This is a genomic window from Pseudomonas sp. Irchel 3E13, assembly GCF_900187455.1.
Lineage (GTDB): Bacteria > Pseudomonadota > Gammaproteobacteria > Pseudomonadales > Pseudomonadaceae > Aquipseudomonas.
The window spans coordinates 335,953-350,413 of record NZ_FYDX01000009.1 but is presented as its reverse complement, the minus strand read 5'-3'; the positions used below and the strand labels follow the sequence as shown (position 1 = coordinate 350,413).

12 protein-coding genes are annotated in these 14,461 nt (G+C 59.7%); 1 reads left to right on the top strand and 11 read right to left on the bottom strand.

From position 1 onward, the window contains the following. Positions 1-157 precede the first annotated feature (157 nt). The 3 genes from htpG to CKW37_RS18225 form a co-directional block, all read right to left on the bottom strand. A complete protein-coding gene (htpG, locus tag CKW37_RS18235; RefSeq protein WP_095157101.1) occupies positions 158-2,062 on the bottom strand; it encodes a molecular chaperone HtpG in 1,905 nt (634 codons plus the stop codon). 109 nt (positions 2,063-2,171) lie between these two features. Beyond that, entirely contained in the window at positions 2,172-2,633 is a 462-nt protein-coding gene (locus CKW37_RS18230) for a PaaI family thioesterase (RefSeq protein ID WP_095157100.1), read from the bottom strand. Beyond that, complete coding sequence (locus tag CKW37_RS18225) at positions 2,630-3,106, bottom strand: PaaI family thioesterase (protein WP_095157099.1); 477 nt, start codon at positions 3,104-3,106, stop codon at positions 2,630-2,632. The genes CKW37_RS18230 and CKW37_RS18225 overlap by 4 nt, the downstream gene beginning before the upstream one ends. Before the next feature lie 157 nt (positions 3,107-3,263). Here CKW37_RS18225 and CKW37_RS18220 point away from each other — a divergent pair, with 157 nt between their 5' ends. Further along, complete coding sequence (locus tag CKW37_RS18220) at positions 3,264-3,560, top strand: hypothetical protein (RefSeq protein WP_095157098.1); 297 nt, start codon at positions 3,264-3,266, stop codon at positions 3,558-3,560. 48 nt (positions 3,561-3,608) lie between these two features. Here the strand turns inward: CKW37_RS18220 and CKW37_RS18215 are convergent, their stop codons facing one another. From CKW37_RS18215 to CKW37_RS18180, 8 genes are all read right to left on the bottom strand, one after another. After that, positions 3,609-4,010 carry an MAPEG family protein gene (locus CKW37_RS18215; RefSeq protein ID WP_095157097.1) on the bottom strand — a complete coding sequence of 134 codons (402 nt, stop codon included), beginning with the start codon at positions 4,008-4,010 and terminating at the stop codon, positions 3,609-3,611. Then, complete coding sequence (locus tag CKW37_RS18210; protein ID WP_095157096.1) at positions 4,007-4,747, bottom strand: DUF599 domain-containing protein; 741 nt, start codon at positions 4,745-4,747, stop codon at positions 4,007-4,009. The genes CKW37_RS18215 and CKW37_RS18210 overlap by 4 nt, the downstream gene beginning before the upstream one ends. Positions 4,748-4,983: 236 nt before the next feature. Beyond that, a complete protein-coding gene (gene brnQ, locus CKW37_RS18205; RefSeq protein WP_095157095.1) occupies positions 4,984-6,297 on the bottom strand; it encodes a branched-chain amino acid transport system II carrier protein in 1,314 nt (437 codons plus the stop codon). Positions 6,298-6,593: 296 nt separating this feature from the next. Continuing rightward, positions 6,594-7,478: a succinate--CoA ligase subunit alpha gene (gene sucD / locus CKW37_RS18200; RefSeq protein ID WP_003254203.1), complete on the bottom strand. Its 885-nt coding sequence runs from the start codon at positions 7,476-7,478 to the stop codon at positions 6,594-6,596. Next, the gene (gene sucC / locus CKW37_RS18195; RefSeq protein WP_038613110.1) at positions 7,478-8,644 is read right to left on the bottom strand and encodes an ADP-forming succinate--CoA ligase subunit beta; all 1,167 of its coding nucleotides are present in this window, start codon (positions 8,642-8,644) and stop codon (positions 7,478-7,480) included. The genes sucD and sucC overlap by 1 nt, the downstream gene beginning before the upstream one ends. A gap of 175 nt (positions 8,645-8,819) precedes the next feature. Next, on the bottom strand, positions 8,820-10,256 hold the full coding sequence (lpdA, locus tag CKW37_RS18190; RefSeq protein ID WP_095157094.1) for a dihydrolipoyl dehydrogenase: 1,437 nt from the start codon (positions 10,254-10,256) through the stop codon (positions 8,820-8,822). Positions 10,257-10,352: 96 nt separating this feature from the next. Beyond that, the gene (gene odhB / locus CKW37_RS18185) at positions 10,353-11,576 is read right to left on the bottom strand and encodes a 2-oxoglutarate dehydrogenase complex dihydrolipoyllysine-residue succinyltransferase (protein WP_095157093.1); all 1,224 of its coding nucleotides are present in this window, start codon (positions 11,574-11,576) and stop codon (positions 10,353-10,355) included. A gap of 42 nt (positions 11,577-11,618) precedes the next feature. Further along, the gene (locus CKW37_RS18180; protein ID WP_095157092.1) at positions 11,619-14,450 is read right to left on the bottom strand and encodes a 2-oxoglutarate dehydrogenase E1 component; all 2,832 of its coding nucleotides are present in this window, start codon (positions 14,448-14,450) and stop codon (positions 11,619-11,621) included. Positions 14,451-14,461 lie beyond the last annotated feature (11 nt).

The window sequence follows — 14,461 nt, the reverse complement described above, 5'->3', positions numbered from 1 at the left end:
AGCGTAGCGCCTGTCAGTTAAAGCGATTGGGGCCCTTCGCGAGCAAGCTCGCTCCTACAGGTTCAGTGTCTATTCTGTAGGAGCGAGCTTGCTCGCGAAGGCCCCAACTGCCCTAACTGACTGGCATCACGCCGAAGCGGGCTTTTCCAACACTAGATCAAACCGAGAGTTCGACCAGCAGTTTGTTCAAGCGGCGAACATAGGCCGCCGGGTCTTTCAGGCTGTCGCCCGCAGCCAGTGCGGCCTGATCGAAGAGGATGTGCGAGAAGTCGGCGAAACGGTCTTCGCTCTGCTCGTGATCCAGTTTCTCGATCAGCGGGTGGCTCGGGTTGAATTCGAAGATCGGCTTGGAATCCGGCACCTTCTGCCCGCTGGCTTCGAGGATCTGGCGCATTTGCAGGCCCAGGTCCTGTTCACCGATGGCCAGGATCGCCGGCGAGTCGGTCAGGCGGTGCGAGACGCGCACTTCACTGACGCTGTCACCCAGCGCGGCCTTGAGGCGCTCGACCAGGCCTTCCTTGTCCTTGGCGACTTCTTCCTGGGCTTTCTTGTCCTCGTCGGAGTCCAGCTTGCCCAGGTCCAGGTCGCCGCGGGCGACATCGACAAAGCCCTTGCCGTCGAAATCGCTCAGGTAGCTCATCAGCCACTCGTCGATACGGTCGGTCAGCAGCAGCACTTCGATGCCTTTCTTGCGGAAGACTTCCAGGTGCGGGCTGTTCTTGACCTGCGCGTAGGATTCGCCGGTGAGGAAGTAGATCTTGTCCTGACCTTCCTTGGCGCGCGCCAGGTAGTCGGCCAGGGACACACTCTGCTCGCCGCTGTCGTCGCCGGTGGAGGCAAAGCGCAGCAGGCCGGCGATCTTCTCCTTGTTGGCGAAGTCTTCCGCCGGGCCTTCCTTCAGCACCTGGCCGAAGTTCTTCCAGAACGACTTGTACTGCTCAGGCTCGTTCTTCGCCAGCTTCTCCAGCATGTCCAGGACACGCTTGGTCAGCGCCGATTTCATCGAGTCGATGATCGGGTCTTTCTGCAGGATTTCACGGGAGACGTTCAGCGACAGGTCGTTGGAATCGACCACGCCCTTGATGAAGCGCAGGTACAGCGGCAGGAAGGATTCCGCCTGGTCCATGATGAACACGCGCTGCACATACAGCTTCAGGCCGCGTGGCGCTTCGCGCTGGTACAGGTCGAACGGCGCGCGGGCCGGGACGTACAGCAGCGAGTTGTACTCCAGCTTGCCTTCGACCTTGTTGTGGCTCCAGGCCAGCGGGTTCTCGAAATCGTGGCCGATGTGCTTGTAGAACTCCTGGTATTCCTCGTCCTTGATCTCGGTACGCGGACGGGTCCACAGGGCGCTGGCGCGGTTGACGGTTTCCCATTCTTCGGCCGGCGCTTCTTCACCCTCGGCAACTTCGACCTGCTTCGGCAGTTCGATTGGCAGGGCGATGTGGTCGGAGTATTTCTTGATGACGTTGCGCAGACGCCAGCCATCGGCGAACTCGGTCTCGTCTTTTTTCAGGTGCAGGACGATGCGGGTACCGCGCTCGGCCTTTTCGACGGTGGCAACTTCGAAATCACCTTCGCCCTTCGACGACCAGTGCACGCCTTCGGCGGCCGGCAGGCCGGCACGGCGGCTGAATACATCAACCTTGTCGGCGACGATGAACGCCGAGTAGAAGCCCACACCGAACTGGCCGATCAGGTGCGAATCTTTCTTCTGGTCGCCGGTGAGGTTTTTCATGAAGTCGGCGGTGCCGGACTTGGCGATGGTGCCCAGGTGCGCGATCACGTCCTCGCGGCTCATGCCGATGCCGTTGTCTTCGAGGGTGACGGTACCGGCATCCTTGTCGAAGCTGACGCGGATTTTCAGGTCCGCGCCGCCTTCCAGTAGCTCAGGCTTGGACAGCGCTTCGAAACGCAGTTTGTCCACGGCGTCGGAGGCGTTGGAAATCAGTTCCCGGAGGAAGATTTCCTTGTTCGAGTACAGCGAGTGGATCATGAGGTGCAGCAGTTGCTTCACCTCGGTCTGGAAGCCCAGGGTTTCTTTTTGTGACTCCACGCTCATGGTCTTCAAAACTCCGATCTGATGGCATTGGTCACGCTGGCTGACGGGCCCGAAGGCACTCGCCCGACCTTGCGTGGCGGGATGAACAGCAGATGGGGGACGTACCCGGCTATTTCAAGGGCGCGGTCAGCTCTTTGATCTTGAAGTGCGCGCGAGCGGTGGCGATCGGCTCGCCTGGATCGGTCTGCCAAGCGGTAATCGCCACGTTGGTGACCCGCCGCCCCTGCCGCCACAACTGGCAGCGCGCGTAGGTGTCGCGGAAATGTCCGGCACGCAGGTAGTCGATGGAGAAGTCGATGATCTTCGGTACGCTCGCGCTCTCGCTGAAGATCAGCAGGTAGAGCGCCGCCGACAACTCCATGAAGCCGGCGATCACGCCGCCGTGGATCGCCGGCAGCAAGGGGTTGCCGATATTGTCCGGATTGGCCGGCAGGCGGAACAGCAGGTCATCGCCGTCGCGGCTGCATTGGATGCCGATCAGCCCGGCATAAGGAATGAATTGCAGCAGCTGCGAGTAGTCGCCCCGGGCATGGGCTTCGCGCAGTTGAGCGTGGATATCGGTCGGGATCATTGCGTGCCCTCCTTCAACTTGCGGGAGAAGCCCAGGCCGCCCTTGATGTCCTTGCCCAGGCGCATATAAGTGCCGACGACTTCGGCGATCGGTTGCGCGGGATCGTCCTGGTAGGCAGTGCCGCGAATGAAGATCACGTCGCGACTGACCCGATAGCAGTGGGCATGGCCGTACACATCCTGATTGGCAACACCCGGGCTCATGTAGTCGATGCGCAGGTCAAGGGTCGGGCACACCTCGAATTCAGGCAAGACGCACAGCGTGGCCATCCCGAGCGCGGTGTCCATCAGCGTGGTGATGGCGCCGCCATGGATCGACCCGGTCTGCGGGTTGCCAACAATAGAGGGCGAATAAGGCAGCAGCAGCGTGATGCCTGTGTCGTCCGCGGCTTGAACTTGCATGTTCAGTACCTGGCAGTGGCGCAAGGCGGAAAGGAAGCGCCTGGCACGCCCCATCAACGGCGTTTCATTCATTTCTGGTTATTCCTCGACCCTTGTGCGGACCTGCATAAGACCAGCAAAAAGTCTATATGGATCCGTAACTTATATATGTGTATGGTGCGCGGAACTTAAACCGGTAGAGACAACTCGAATGGTTTAAGTAAAGTTATTCCACAAGGAGAAACACCCCATGCGTAAACCTTTTGCTTATGCCGTTATGCTCGCCGCTGCTCTGGGCCTCGCCGCTTGCGATAAAGCCAGCGAGAACAAGGCTCAAGACGCCCAACAACATGCCGAGCAAGCCCAGCAGAAGATGGACGAAGCTCAGGATAAAGTGAACGAGGCTGCCAAAGAAAACGCCGAAGCCGCCAAAGACAGTGCCGAAGCGCAACAGAAAGCTGCTGAAGAAGCCGCTCCAGCCGCTCCGGCTCCAGCACCAGAAGCCGCCCCTGCTGCACCAGCTGCTCCTGCAGAACCTGCCAAGTAAGCGTTCTTGCTGGAATAAAAAAACCCGACTCAGGTCGGGTTTTTTTATTCATATCAAAAGCTGTCTGAACGTTGGGCTCAACATCAACAAGAGTGAACAAATCAGACCAACACTCCAAACGAGTGTGCGCTGCCAGGCAAAGTCATACCAGTACAGCGGCAGATAAATAATCCGCGCCAGAACAAAAATGATCGCCAGTGCATCGATCAGAAAACCTTGTGTTTGCGTGGTATGCGCCATCAGCACACCCACCGAAAACAGCATGAACGCCTCGAAACTGTTCTGGTGCGACGCTACGGCCCGGGCACCGAGACCAGTCAAGCGTGCCTGCTGCTCCCGCGGCAGATGGTTGTCATAACCGCCCTGCTCTTTCATGGCCCGGCTCACCGGGATTCGCGCGACAAAAATCAGCACGGCACTGATCAATACACACCAGAACGGAATACTCACGGAAGTGCCTCCTTGCCCGGTTCGGACGATGATACGTCTGTAGGGGTATAGACCATCACGTCGAGCACGTCGGAATGAAACTCCCGACGGTAGAGCACCAGCACCACACCCGCGCTCATCACCATGAACATCCACGGGCTGATGAACCAGCTGAGCATGGTCATTCCGAAGTAGTAGGAACGCAGGCCGAAGTTGAACTGATTTGCCGCCATCGAAATGACCCGGGCGCCCCGCGAAGCAAAGGCCTTGCGCTCCATCTCGCTGACCTGGCGCTCACCGATCATCGGCGCCGAGCCCACCAGCACTGCCGCGAAGTTGTACTGGCGCATACACCAACTGAAGGTGAAGAAGGCGTAGACGAAGACCATGGCCAGGCACAGCAGCTTGATCTCGGACATGCTCTGAGACGCCTGCTGCACCAATGGCAGGTCGGCCAGCAACGACAGCGCCCGATCCGAAGAGCCGAGCACGGTGAGAATACCGGCGAGAATGATCAGGGTGCTGGAGGCGAAGAACGAAGCGTTGCGCTCAAGGTTGCCGATCACGCTGGCGTCGGCGATCCGGTTGTCGCGCAGCAGCATGCGGCGCATCCAGTCTTCACGGTACAGGTGCATCACGCTGGCCAGGCACGCGGTATCGCGGCCCTTCCAGGTCGCGTAACGGGTGTAACCGCCCCAGCAGGCGATGAACCAGACGGCAGCCAGAAGATTGATCAGATTGCTTTGAATGAAGCTCATGGACATTCCCGGAAGAAGTTGGCCTGCACAGTAAAGTGCAGCGACCGGGTTTCGACGCCAACGAACAGAAAAAGACACTAAAAAGGCAGCTTCGAGCTTATAGCTGCAAGCGACAAGAAGAGGCTTGCCCTCCAGAAAGCAAAAGCCCCGCCTCCTGGGTAGGAGACGGGGCTCTTGGAAGCGCCCGGGCCGGGTATCAGTGGCTTGTGGCCTTACCCTGCCCTTTGGCGATCCAGTCAGGCAATCACTTCACGCGGCTTGCCGAGCATACGGTCGCAGACCACGGCGACGAACAGGGTCGCTACGCATGGAACCAGCCAGGCCAATCCCTTATCACTCAGCGGCAGGTGAGCGAACGACGCCGGCATCCAGGCATCCAGCTTCGCGCCCTTGAGGGCATCGATCACGCCGAACAGCAGCGAGACCGCCATCACAGGCGCCATGATGCGGGTTTGCGAATGCCACATACCTTTGCAGAAGCTCAGGCCTACCAGCACGATGCACGGCGGATAGATCGCGGTGAGTACCGGCACGGAGAACATGATCAGCTTGGTCAGGCCGAGGTTCGAGACCAACAGCGAGAACGCCGCCAGCAGGACCACCAGCGCACGATAGGACAGCGGCAGGATACGGCTGAAGTACTCGGCGCAGGCGCAGGTCAGGCCAACCGCAGTTACCAGGCACGCCAGCGCGATCAGCACGGCGAGGAAGCCACTGCCCAGCGAGCCGAAGGTGTGCTGCACATACGCGTGCAGGACCACCGCGCCATTGCCGGCGTTGGCCGCGATGTCATGGCTGCCGGCACCCAGGCGGAACAGGCTGACGTACACCAGGGTCAGGCCAAGGCCGGCGATCAGGCCGGCGATGATCGCGTAACGGGTGATCAGTCGCGGCGACTCAACCCCACGGGAACGGATCGCGTTGACGATAACGATGCCGAACACCAGTGCACCCAAGGTATCCATGGTCAGGTAACCCTGAATGAACCCCTGCGAGAACGGCGCCGCGACGTAGGCCGGCTGAGCTTCACCGATGGTGCCGGCGGGCAGCGCGAACGCCGCGATGCCAAGCACCGCCAGGGCGATGATCTTCAGCGGCGCGAGGAAGCGACCGACGGTATCCAGCAGCTTGCCCGGATACATCGACACCGCCAGCACGACGGTGAAATACACCAGGCTGTAGATGAACAGTGCAATCGGGCTCTCACCGGTCAACGGCGCCACGCCCACTTCGAAGGACACAGTAGCGGTACGCGGAGTGGCGAACAGCGGGCCGACAGCCAGGTACGCAGCGGCCGCCAACAGGCCACCGGCCACCTTACCGATCGGACTGCTCAGCGCGTCCATGCCGCCACCGACCTTGGCCAGCGCGACAACGGTCACGACCGGTAGGCCTACCGCAGTGACCAGGAAGCCCAATGCTGCCATCCACACGTTCGGACCGGACTGCAAGCCAACAATTGGCGGGAAAATAATATTGCCGGCCCCGACGAACAACGCGAACGTCATGAAGCCAAGCGCCAGGATGTCCTGGCCTTTCAACACTTTCATTTAAGGAAATACCACACTACTGAAATCGGAATTTAGAGAGGGATTTCCCCTTGGATTAGGGAAATGTTTTATCCACCCGGATGAGGCGGACCTTTAACGCGTGGCGCTCCCTTTTGGGGAGCGGGCACAAAAAGAGTGCGCATGTTAACGAATTTGCCGGGCCGGCGCACGACCGCAAGGCGGCTTGTCCGATAAGCGAATCTCTATGTCGCAAACGGTTGCGCTGAATCAAAATTTACCCCAACGAAAAAGGCCACCCAAAGGTGGCCTTTCTCTACTGCATCAGCGAAGAAGGATTACTTCTTGGCTTCCCAACCGGTCAGCTCGGCCAGGGCCTTGCCGATGTCGGCCAGCGAACGCACGGTTTTGACGCCCGCGTCCTGCAGGGCAGCGAACTTCTCGTCCGCAGTGCCTTTGCCGCCAGAGATGATGGCGCCAGCATGGCCCATGCGCTTGCCCGCTGGGGCAGTCACACCGGCGATGTAGGAAACCACTGGCTTGGTCACGTGTGCCTTGATGTAGGCAGCCGCTTCTTCTTCGGCCGAACCACCGATTTCACCGATCATGACGATGGCTTCGGTTTTCGGGTCTTCCTGGAACAGCTTCAGGATGTCGATGAAGTTCGAGCCTGGGATCGGGTCACCACCGATACCAACGCAGGTGGACTGACCGAAACCGGCGTCAGTGGTCTGCTTGACCGCTTCATAGGTCAGGGTGCCGGAACGGGAAACGATACCGACCTTGCCTGGCAAGTGGATGTGACCTGGCATGATGCCGATCTTGCACTCGCCCGGAGTGATGACGCCTGGGCAGTTAGGGCCGATCAGGGTAACACCCAGCTCGTCGCACTTGACCTTGGCATCCAGCATGTCGAGGGTAGGGATACCCTCGGTGATGCAGACGATCAGCTTGATGCCGCCGAAGGCCGCTTCCAGGATCGAGTCTTTGCAGAAAGGAGCCGGAACGTAGATGACCGAAGCGTCAGCGCCGGTAGCTTCCACAGCTTCCTTGACGGTGTTGAACACCGGCAGGCCCAGGTGGGTGGTGCCACCCTTGCCTGGAGTAACGCCGCCGACCATCTTGGTGCCGTAGGCGATGGCTTGTTCGGAGTGGAAGGTACCTTGCGAGCCGGTGAAGCCCTGGCAGATAACTTTGGTGTCTTTATTGATCAGGACGCTCATTACTTGCCCTCCGCAGCTTTGACAACTTGTTGAGCAGCGTCGGTCAGGCTGGTGGCCGCAATGATGTTCAAACCGCTTTCTGCCAGTACTTTAGCGCCCAGTTCAGCGTTGTTGCCTTCCAGACGAACAACAACCGGTACCTTGACGCCAACTTCTTTCACTGCACCGATGATGCCTTCGGCAATCATGTCGCAACGAACGATGCCGCCGAAGATGTTGACCAGAACGGCCGCGACATTGCTGTCGGACAGAATGATCTTGAACGCTTCGGTAACGCGTTCTTTGGTAGCACCGCCGCCCACGTCGAGGAAGTTGGCTGGCTTGCCGCCGTGCAGGTTGACGATGTCCATGGTACCCATGGCCAGGCCAGCACCGTTGACCATGCAACCGATGTTGCCTTCCAGCGCCACGTAGTTCAGCTCGAAGCTGGCAGCGTGGGCTTCACGAGGATCGTCCTGGGACGGGTCGTGGAAGGTTTTCAGCTTAGGCTGACGGTACATGGCGTTGGCGTCGATGTTGATCTTGGCGTCCAGGCAATGCAGATCGCCGTCAGCCTTGATCACCAGCGGGTTGACTTCCAGCAGGGCCAGGTCGTGTTCTTTGAACAGCTTGGCCAGGCCTACGAAAATCTTGGCGAACTGAGCAACTTGCTTGCCTTCCAGACCCAGCTGGAAAGCCAGTTCACGACCCTGGAACGGCTGAGCGCCGACCAGTGGATCGATAGTAGCCTTGATGATCTTCTCGGGAGTGTCGTGAGCGACTTTCTCGATGTCCACGCCACCTTCGGTGGAAGCCATGAACACGATACGGCGGCTCGAACGATCGACTACAGCGCCCAGATACAGCTCTTTGGCGATGTCAGTGCAGGACTCGACCAGGATCTTGGTCACTGGCTGACCGTTGGCGTCGGTCTGGTAAGTCACCAGACGCTTGCCCAACCATTGCGCAGCGAACGCCTTGGCGTCTTCCTTGCTGCGAACCAGCTTGACGCCACCCGCTTTACCGCGACCACCGGCGTGAACCTGGGCTTTGACAACCCACTCGGTGCCACCGATTTTTTCGCAGGCTTCTGCTGCTGCTTCAGGGGTGTCGACTGCGAAACCCTTGGAAACTGGCAGGCCGTATTCAGCGAACAGCTGCTTACCCTGATACTCGTGAAGATTCATGCTTTTTACCGTCTTCGTTAGGTACTGCGCTTCGGCGCTGCGCTCCACTGGAGTGCCGCGCCACCTGTGACCGCTTGCTCCCGGTATGCTCCGGGAGTTCGAGTCCGGCGGACTTTCCGCGGTGAGTCATGCACGCAAGACTCACGACGGGCCGCCCGCCGTGGTTTTCTTATAGTTAACGCTTCTTACGGTTGGCTACGTGGATGGCACCGCCATTCACAGCCAGCGCGGCTTCATGCAGCGCTTCGGACAGGGTCGGATGGGAGAAGACCATCATGCCCAGGTCTTCGGCACTGGTGCCGAATTCCATTGCGATTGCACCCTGCTGAACCAGTTCGGCAGCGCTTGGGCCAATCACGTGTACACCCAGGACGCGGTCGGTCTTGGCATCGGCGATGACCTTGACGAAACCACCGGTGTCGTTTGCGGCCATTGCACGGCCACTGGCCGCGAACGGGAAGGTGCCCACGTTAACCTCAACGCCTTCAGCCTTCAAGGTTTGCTCGGTTTTGCCGACCCATGCAATTTCCGGGTGGGTGTAGATAACCGACGGGATCAGGTCGTAGTTCATCTGGGCTTTGTGGCCCTTGATGCGCTCGACGACCATGATGCCCTCTTCCGAAGCCTTGTGTGCCAGCATCATGCCGCGAACCACGTCACCGATGGCGAAAACGCCAGGAACGCTGGTAGCGCAGTGGTCGTCGACGAAGACGAAGCCGCGCTCGTCGATGGTCACGCCGCTGTCGGCAGCCAGCAGATCGGTGGTCACCGGACGACGGCCGACCGCAACGATCAGTTTGTCGAAGGTGATTTTCTGTTCGCCGTTGGCGTCGGTGTAGGTCACTTCGACTTCTTCGCCGTTGACCTTGGAACCGGTTACGCGAGCGCCCAGCTTGATGTCCAGACCTTGTTTGGTCAGGGTTTTCAGCGCTTCCTTGGAGACGGCAGCGTCAGCAGCCATCAGGAAGGTGTCCAGGGCTTCCAGGACGGTAACTTCCGCGCCCAGACGAGCCCAGACCGAACCCAGTTCCAGACCGATCACACCGGCACCGATAACGCCCAGGCGCTTCGGCACGGCCTGGAATTCCAGGGCGCCAGTGGAGTCGACGATAACGTTCTGGTCAACCGGAGCTGGCGGAATGTCGATCGGACGGGAGCCGGACGCCAGGATCACGTTTTCGGCTTCGATGACTTCGGTAGTACCGTCAGCCTTGGTGACTTCGACTTTCTTGCCAGCCAGCAGCTTGCCGTGGCCCTGGATCGAAGTAACGCCGTTGGCTTTGAACAGGGTGGCAACACCACCGGTCAGGTTCTTGACGATACCGGCCTTGCGGCCAACCATCGCGGCGACGTCCATTTTGACTTCACCGGTGGAGATACCGTGGACGTTGAAGCTCTCTTTCGCTTCCTTGTACTTCCAGGAGCTGTCCAGCAGCGCCTTGGATGGAATGCAGCCAACGTTCAGGCAGGTGCCGCCCAGGGCCAGTTTGCCCTCGCCATCGGTGTACTTCTCGATGCAAGCGGTCTTCAGGCCCAGTTGCGCGGCCTTGATAGCGGCCACGTAGCCGCCAGGACCTGCACCAATTACTACTACGTCGAACTTCTGGCTCATAAAAGATTCCTTTATAGCTACAAGCAGCAAGCCACACGCTACAAGGCAAGCGGCTTCTGTTTCGAAGCTCGCCGCCTGTAGCTTGCAACTGCGTGTTTAGATATCCAGCAGCAGACGCGCCGGGTCTTCCAGCAGGTTCTTGATGGTCACCAGGAAAGTCACAGCTTCTTTACCGTCGATCAGGCGGTGATCGTAGGACAGCGCCAGGTACATCATCGGACGGATCACGACCTGGCCATTGATGGCCATAGGACGCTGGATGATGTTGTGCATGCCCAGAATGGCGGCTTGCGGCGGGTTGACGATCGGGGTCGACATCATCGAACCGAAAGTACCGCCGTTGGTGATGGTGAAGGTGCCGCCGGTCATCTCGTCGATGGACAGCTTGCCGTCACGGGCCTTCTTGCCGAAGGTGGCGATGCCGTTCTCGATCTCGGCCAGGCTCATCAGCTCGGCGTTGCGCAGAACCGGTACCACCAGGCCACGGTCGCTGGAGACAGCAACACCGACGTCAGCGTAACCGTGGTAGACGATGTCGCTGCCGTCGATCGACGCGTTGACTGCCGGGAAACGCTTCAGCGCTTCGGTAGCGGCCTTGACGAAGAACGACATGAAGCCCAGGCGTACGCCGTTGTGGGACTTCTCGAACAGGTCCTTGTACTTCGAACGCAGGGCCATGACTTCGGTCATGTCGACTTCGTTGAAGGTGGTCAGCATGGCCATGTTCGACTGTGCTTCAACCAGACGCTCGGCAACCTTGGCGCGCAGGCGGGTCATCGGAACGCGCTTCTCGGTGCGGTCGCCGGTGGCGACAACAGGAGCAGCGGCAGCAGCTGCGGCCGGCTTGGCAGCAGGCGCCGCGGCTGGAGCGGACTTCTTGGCGGCAACAGCAGCCACGACGTCTTCCTTGGTCACGCGACCGCCTTTACCGGTACCAGCAACGCTGGCCAGGTCGATGCCGTTTTCTTCAGCCAGCTTGCGCGCGGCTGGAGCAGCGATCGGGTCGTCTTCGCCAGCGTCGGCAGCAGCGGCCTGGGCAGGCGCGGCAGCTTGGGCAGCGGCGGCAGGAGCGGCGGCAGCGCCACCGGCTTCGATCGAACCCAGAACTTCGTCGGACAGAACGGTGTCGCCTTCGTTCTTGACGATTGCGCCCAGGACGCCATCAGCGGTGGCCAGTACTTCCAGGACGACCTTGTCGGTCTCGATGTCGACGATCAGTTCGTCACGCTTGACGGCTTCGCCCGGTTTTTTGTGCCAGGTGGCAACGGTGCCATCGGCAACCGATTCCGGGAAAGTAGGGGCTTTGATCTCGATAGCCATTATCAGTGGTTCCTTAAATTCGGTTTCTGGTGCGCGAAGGCATTAAACAGTGAAAGCATCTTGCAGCAGTTTTTCCTGCTGCTCGGCGTGCATCGAAGCGTAACCACAGGCTGGAGCCGCAGACGCATCACGACCGGCGTACTCAAGGACCAGCGCCTTGTTGTGACGACCGAGGATACGGCGCATGTGGTGTTGGCTGCTGTACCAGGCGCCCTGGTTCATCGGTTCTTCCTGACACCACACCACGTTCTTCAGTTCGGTGTATGGCGCGAGGATTTCAACCAGATCGTCTTCAGGGAACGGATACAGTTGCTCGATACGCACGATGGCGATGTCTTCACGACCTTCGGCACGGCGTTTTTCCAGCAGATCGTAGTAAACCTTGCCGCTGCACAGGACCAGGCGAGTGACCTTTTTCGGATCGAGAGTATCGATTTCCGGGATCACGGTCTGGAACGAGCCTTCGGCCAGATCTTCCAGAGTCGAGATGGCCAGCTTGTGGCGCAGCAGCGACTTCGGCGTCAGTACGATCAACGGTTTGCGCAGCGGACGGATCACCTGGCGGCGCAGCAGATGGTAGATCTGTGCCGGGGTGGTCGGTACGCAAACCTGGACGTTGTGCTCGGCGCACAGTTGCAGGTAACGCTCAAGACGTGCCGAGGAGTGCTCAGGGCCCTGACCTTCATAACCGTGTGGCAGCAACATGGTCAGACCGCACAGACGACCCCACTTGTGCTCGCCGCTGGTGATGAACTGATCGACAACCACTTGCGCACCGTTGGCGAAGTCACCGAACTGGGCTTCCCAGATCACCAGCGCGTTTGGCGTGGTGGTTGAGTAGCCGTATTCGAAGGCCAGCACGGCTTCTTCTGAGAGGAAGGAGTCGTACAGGTCAAACCGCGGCTGACCCGGGAACAGGTTCTGCAGCGGAATGTAGGTGCTGGCGTCCTTCTGGTTGTGCAACACCGCATGGCGGTGCGAAAAGGTGCCACGGCCGATGTCCTGGCCGGTCATGCGGATCGGGTGACCTTCGAACTGCAGAGTGGCGTAAGCCATGGTCTCGGCATAACCCCAGTTGATCGGCAAGCCACCGGCCTGCATCTTCTGGCGATCTTCGTAGATCTTCGACACCTGACGCTGAACCACGAAACCTTCGGGCAGTTCCAGCAGCTTGGCCGACAGTTCCTGCAGGGTCTTGAGGTCGAAACGGGTGTCGTGACGCGCGGTCCAGGCATGGCCCAGGTAAGGACGCCAGTCAACGAACAGCTCTTTGTTCGGCTCCTTGACCAGGCTCTTCACCACGTGCAGGCCATTGTCCAGCGCGTTGCGGTACTCATCGACCTTGGCCTGGACGCGATCGGCGTCGAGACGACCAGCCTGGGTCAGGCTTTCGGCATAGAGTTCGCGGGTGGTGCGCTGCTTGGCGATCTGCTGATACATCAGAGGCTGGGTGCCGTTCGGCTCGTCGGCCTCGTTGTGGCCGCGACGACGGTAGCAGACCAGGTCGATGACGATGTCACGCTTGAACTGCATGCGGTAATCGACCGCCAACTGGGTCACGAACAGCACCGCTTCCGGATCATCACCATTCACGTGCAGGATCGGCGCCTGGATCATCTTGGCGACGTCGGTGGCGTACTCGGTGGAGCGCGAGTCCAGCGGGTTGCTGATGGTGAAACCAACCTGGTTGTTGATCACGATGTGCACGGTACCGCCGGTCTTGAAACCGCGGGTTTGCGACATCTGGAAGGTTTCCATGACCACGCCCTGACCCGCGAAGGCGGCGTCACCGTGGATGGAGATCGGCAGAACCTTGTCGCCAACGGTGTCGTTGCGACGGTCCTGGCGAGCGCGTACCGAACCTTCCACTACTGGCGAGACGATTTCCAGGTGGGACGGGTTGAACGCCATCGCCAGGTGAACTTCGCCACCGGCAGTCATCACGTTGGACGAGAAGCCCTGGTGGTACTTCACGTCACCGGAGCCCAGCTCGACCTTCTTCTTGCCTTCGAACTCGTCGAACAGCTCGCGCGGGTTTTTACCGAAGGTGTTGACCAGCACGTTCAGGCGGCCACGGTGGGCCATGCCGATCACGACTTCCTTGGTGCCGTAGGAACCGGAACGCTGGATCAGTTCGTCCAGCATCGGAATCAGGCTTTCGCCACCTTCCAGACCGAAACGCTTGGTGCCCGGGTACTTGGTGCCCAGGTACTTTTCCAGACCTTCGGCGGCAGTGACGCGCTCGAGCAGGTGGCTCTGGATGTCGGCGGAGAACGCCGGACGGCCACGCACGCTCTCGAGACGCTGCTGGAACCAGCTACGCTGCTCGGAGTCGACGATGTGGGTGAACTCGGCGCCAATGGTGCGGCAATATGTCTGCTGCAAAGCGTCGAAGATTTCGCGTAGGCTCGCTTCCTCTTTGCCGATGAACAGGTCGCCGGCACGGAAGGTCGTATCAAGATCGGCATTGGTCAAGCCGTAATGATTGATCGACAGGTCTACTGGCGCAGGGCGCTGCCACAACCCCAACGGGTCGAGCTTGGCCGCTTGGTGGCCGCGCATACGGTAGGCCTGGATCAGACGCAGCACTTCAACCTGCTTCTTCTCGTGCTCGCTGCTCACGCTACCGGCAGACACCGGTTGGGCGCGGCGCTGGTTCTTCGCCAGCAGTACGAAATGGTCGCGGATTGTAGAGTGCGATACATCGGTAGCAGTGCTGCCTTCAGCGGGCAACTTCTGGAAGTAGGTGCGCCACTCTTCTGGCACAGCGTTAGGGTCGTGCAGGTAGAGCTCATAGAGCTCTTCCACATATGCAGCATTACCACCTGAAAGGTGGGCGCTGTTCCACATGCGCTGCATCACGCTTTCTTGCATGCTTGGTCACC

Excerpts from the sequence above, each read along its gene's own strand:
- htpG (WP_095157101.1), bottom strand. The coding sequence starts at position 2,062 with ATGAGCGTGGAGTCACAAAAAGAAACCCTGGGCTTCCAGACCGAGGTG.
- CKW37_RS18230 (WP_095157100.1), bottom strand. The coding sequence starts at position 2,633 with ATGATCCCGACCGATATCCACGCTCAACTGCGCGAAGCCCATGCCCGG.
- CKW37_RS18225 (WP_095157099.1), bottom strand. The coding sequence starts at position 3,106 with ATGAATGAAACGCCGTTGATGGGGCGTGCCAGGCGCTTCCTTTCCGCC.
- CKW37_RS18220 (WP_095157098.1), top strand. The coding sequence starts at position 3,264 with ATGCGTAAACCTTTTGCTTATGCCGTTATGCTCGCCGCTGCTCTGGGC.
- CKW37_RS18210 (WP_095157096.1), bottom strand. The coding sequence starts at position 4,747 with ATGAGCTTCATTCAAAGCAATCTGATCAATCTTCTGGCTGCCGTCTGG.
- brnQ (WP_095157095.1), bottom strand. The coding sequence starts at position 6,297 with ATGAAAGTGTTGAAAGGCCAGGACATCCTGGCGCTTGGCTTCATGACG.
- sucD (WP_003254203.1), bottom strand. The coding sequence starts at position 7,478 with ATGAGCGTCCTGATCAATAAAGACACCAAAGTTATCTGCCAGGGCTTC.
- sucC (WP_038613110.1), bottom strand. The coding sequence starts at position 8,644 with ATGAATCTTCACGAGTATCAGGGTAAGCAGCTGTTCGCTGAATACGGC.
- lpdA (WP_095157094.1), bottom strand. The coding sequence starts at position 10,256 with ATGAGCCAGAAGTTCGACGTAGTAGTAATTGGTGCAGGTCCTGGCGGC.
- odhB (WP_095157093.1), bottom strand. The coding sequence starts at position 11,576 with ATGGCTATCGAGATCAAAGCCCCTACTTTCCCGGAATCGGTTGCCGAT.
- CKW37_RS18180 (WP_095157092.1), bottom strand. The coding sequence starts at position 14,450 with ATGCAAGAAAGCGTGATGCAGCGCATGTGGAACAGCGCCCACCTTTCA.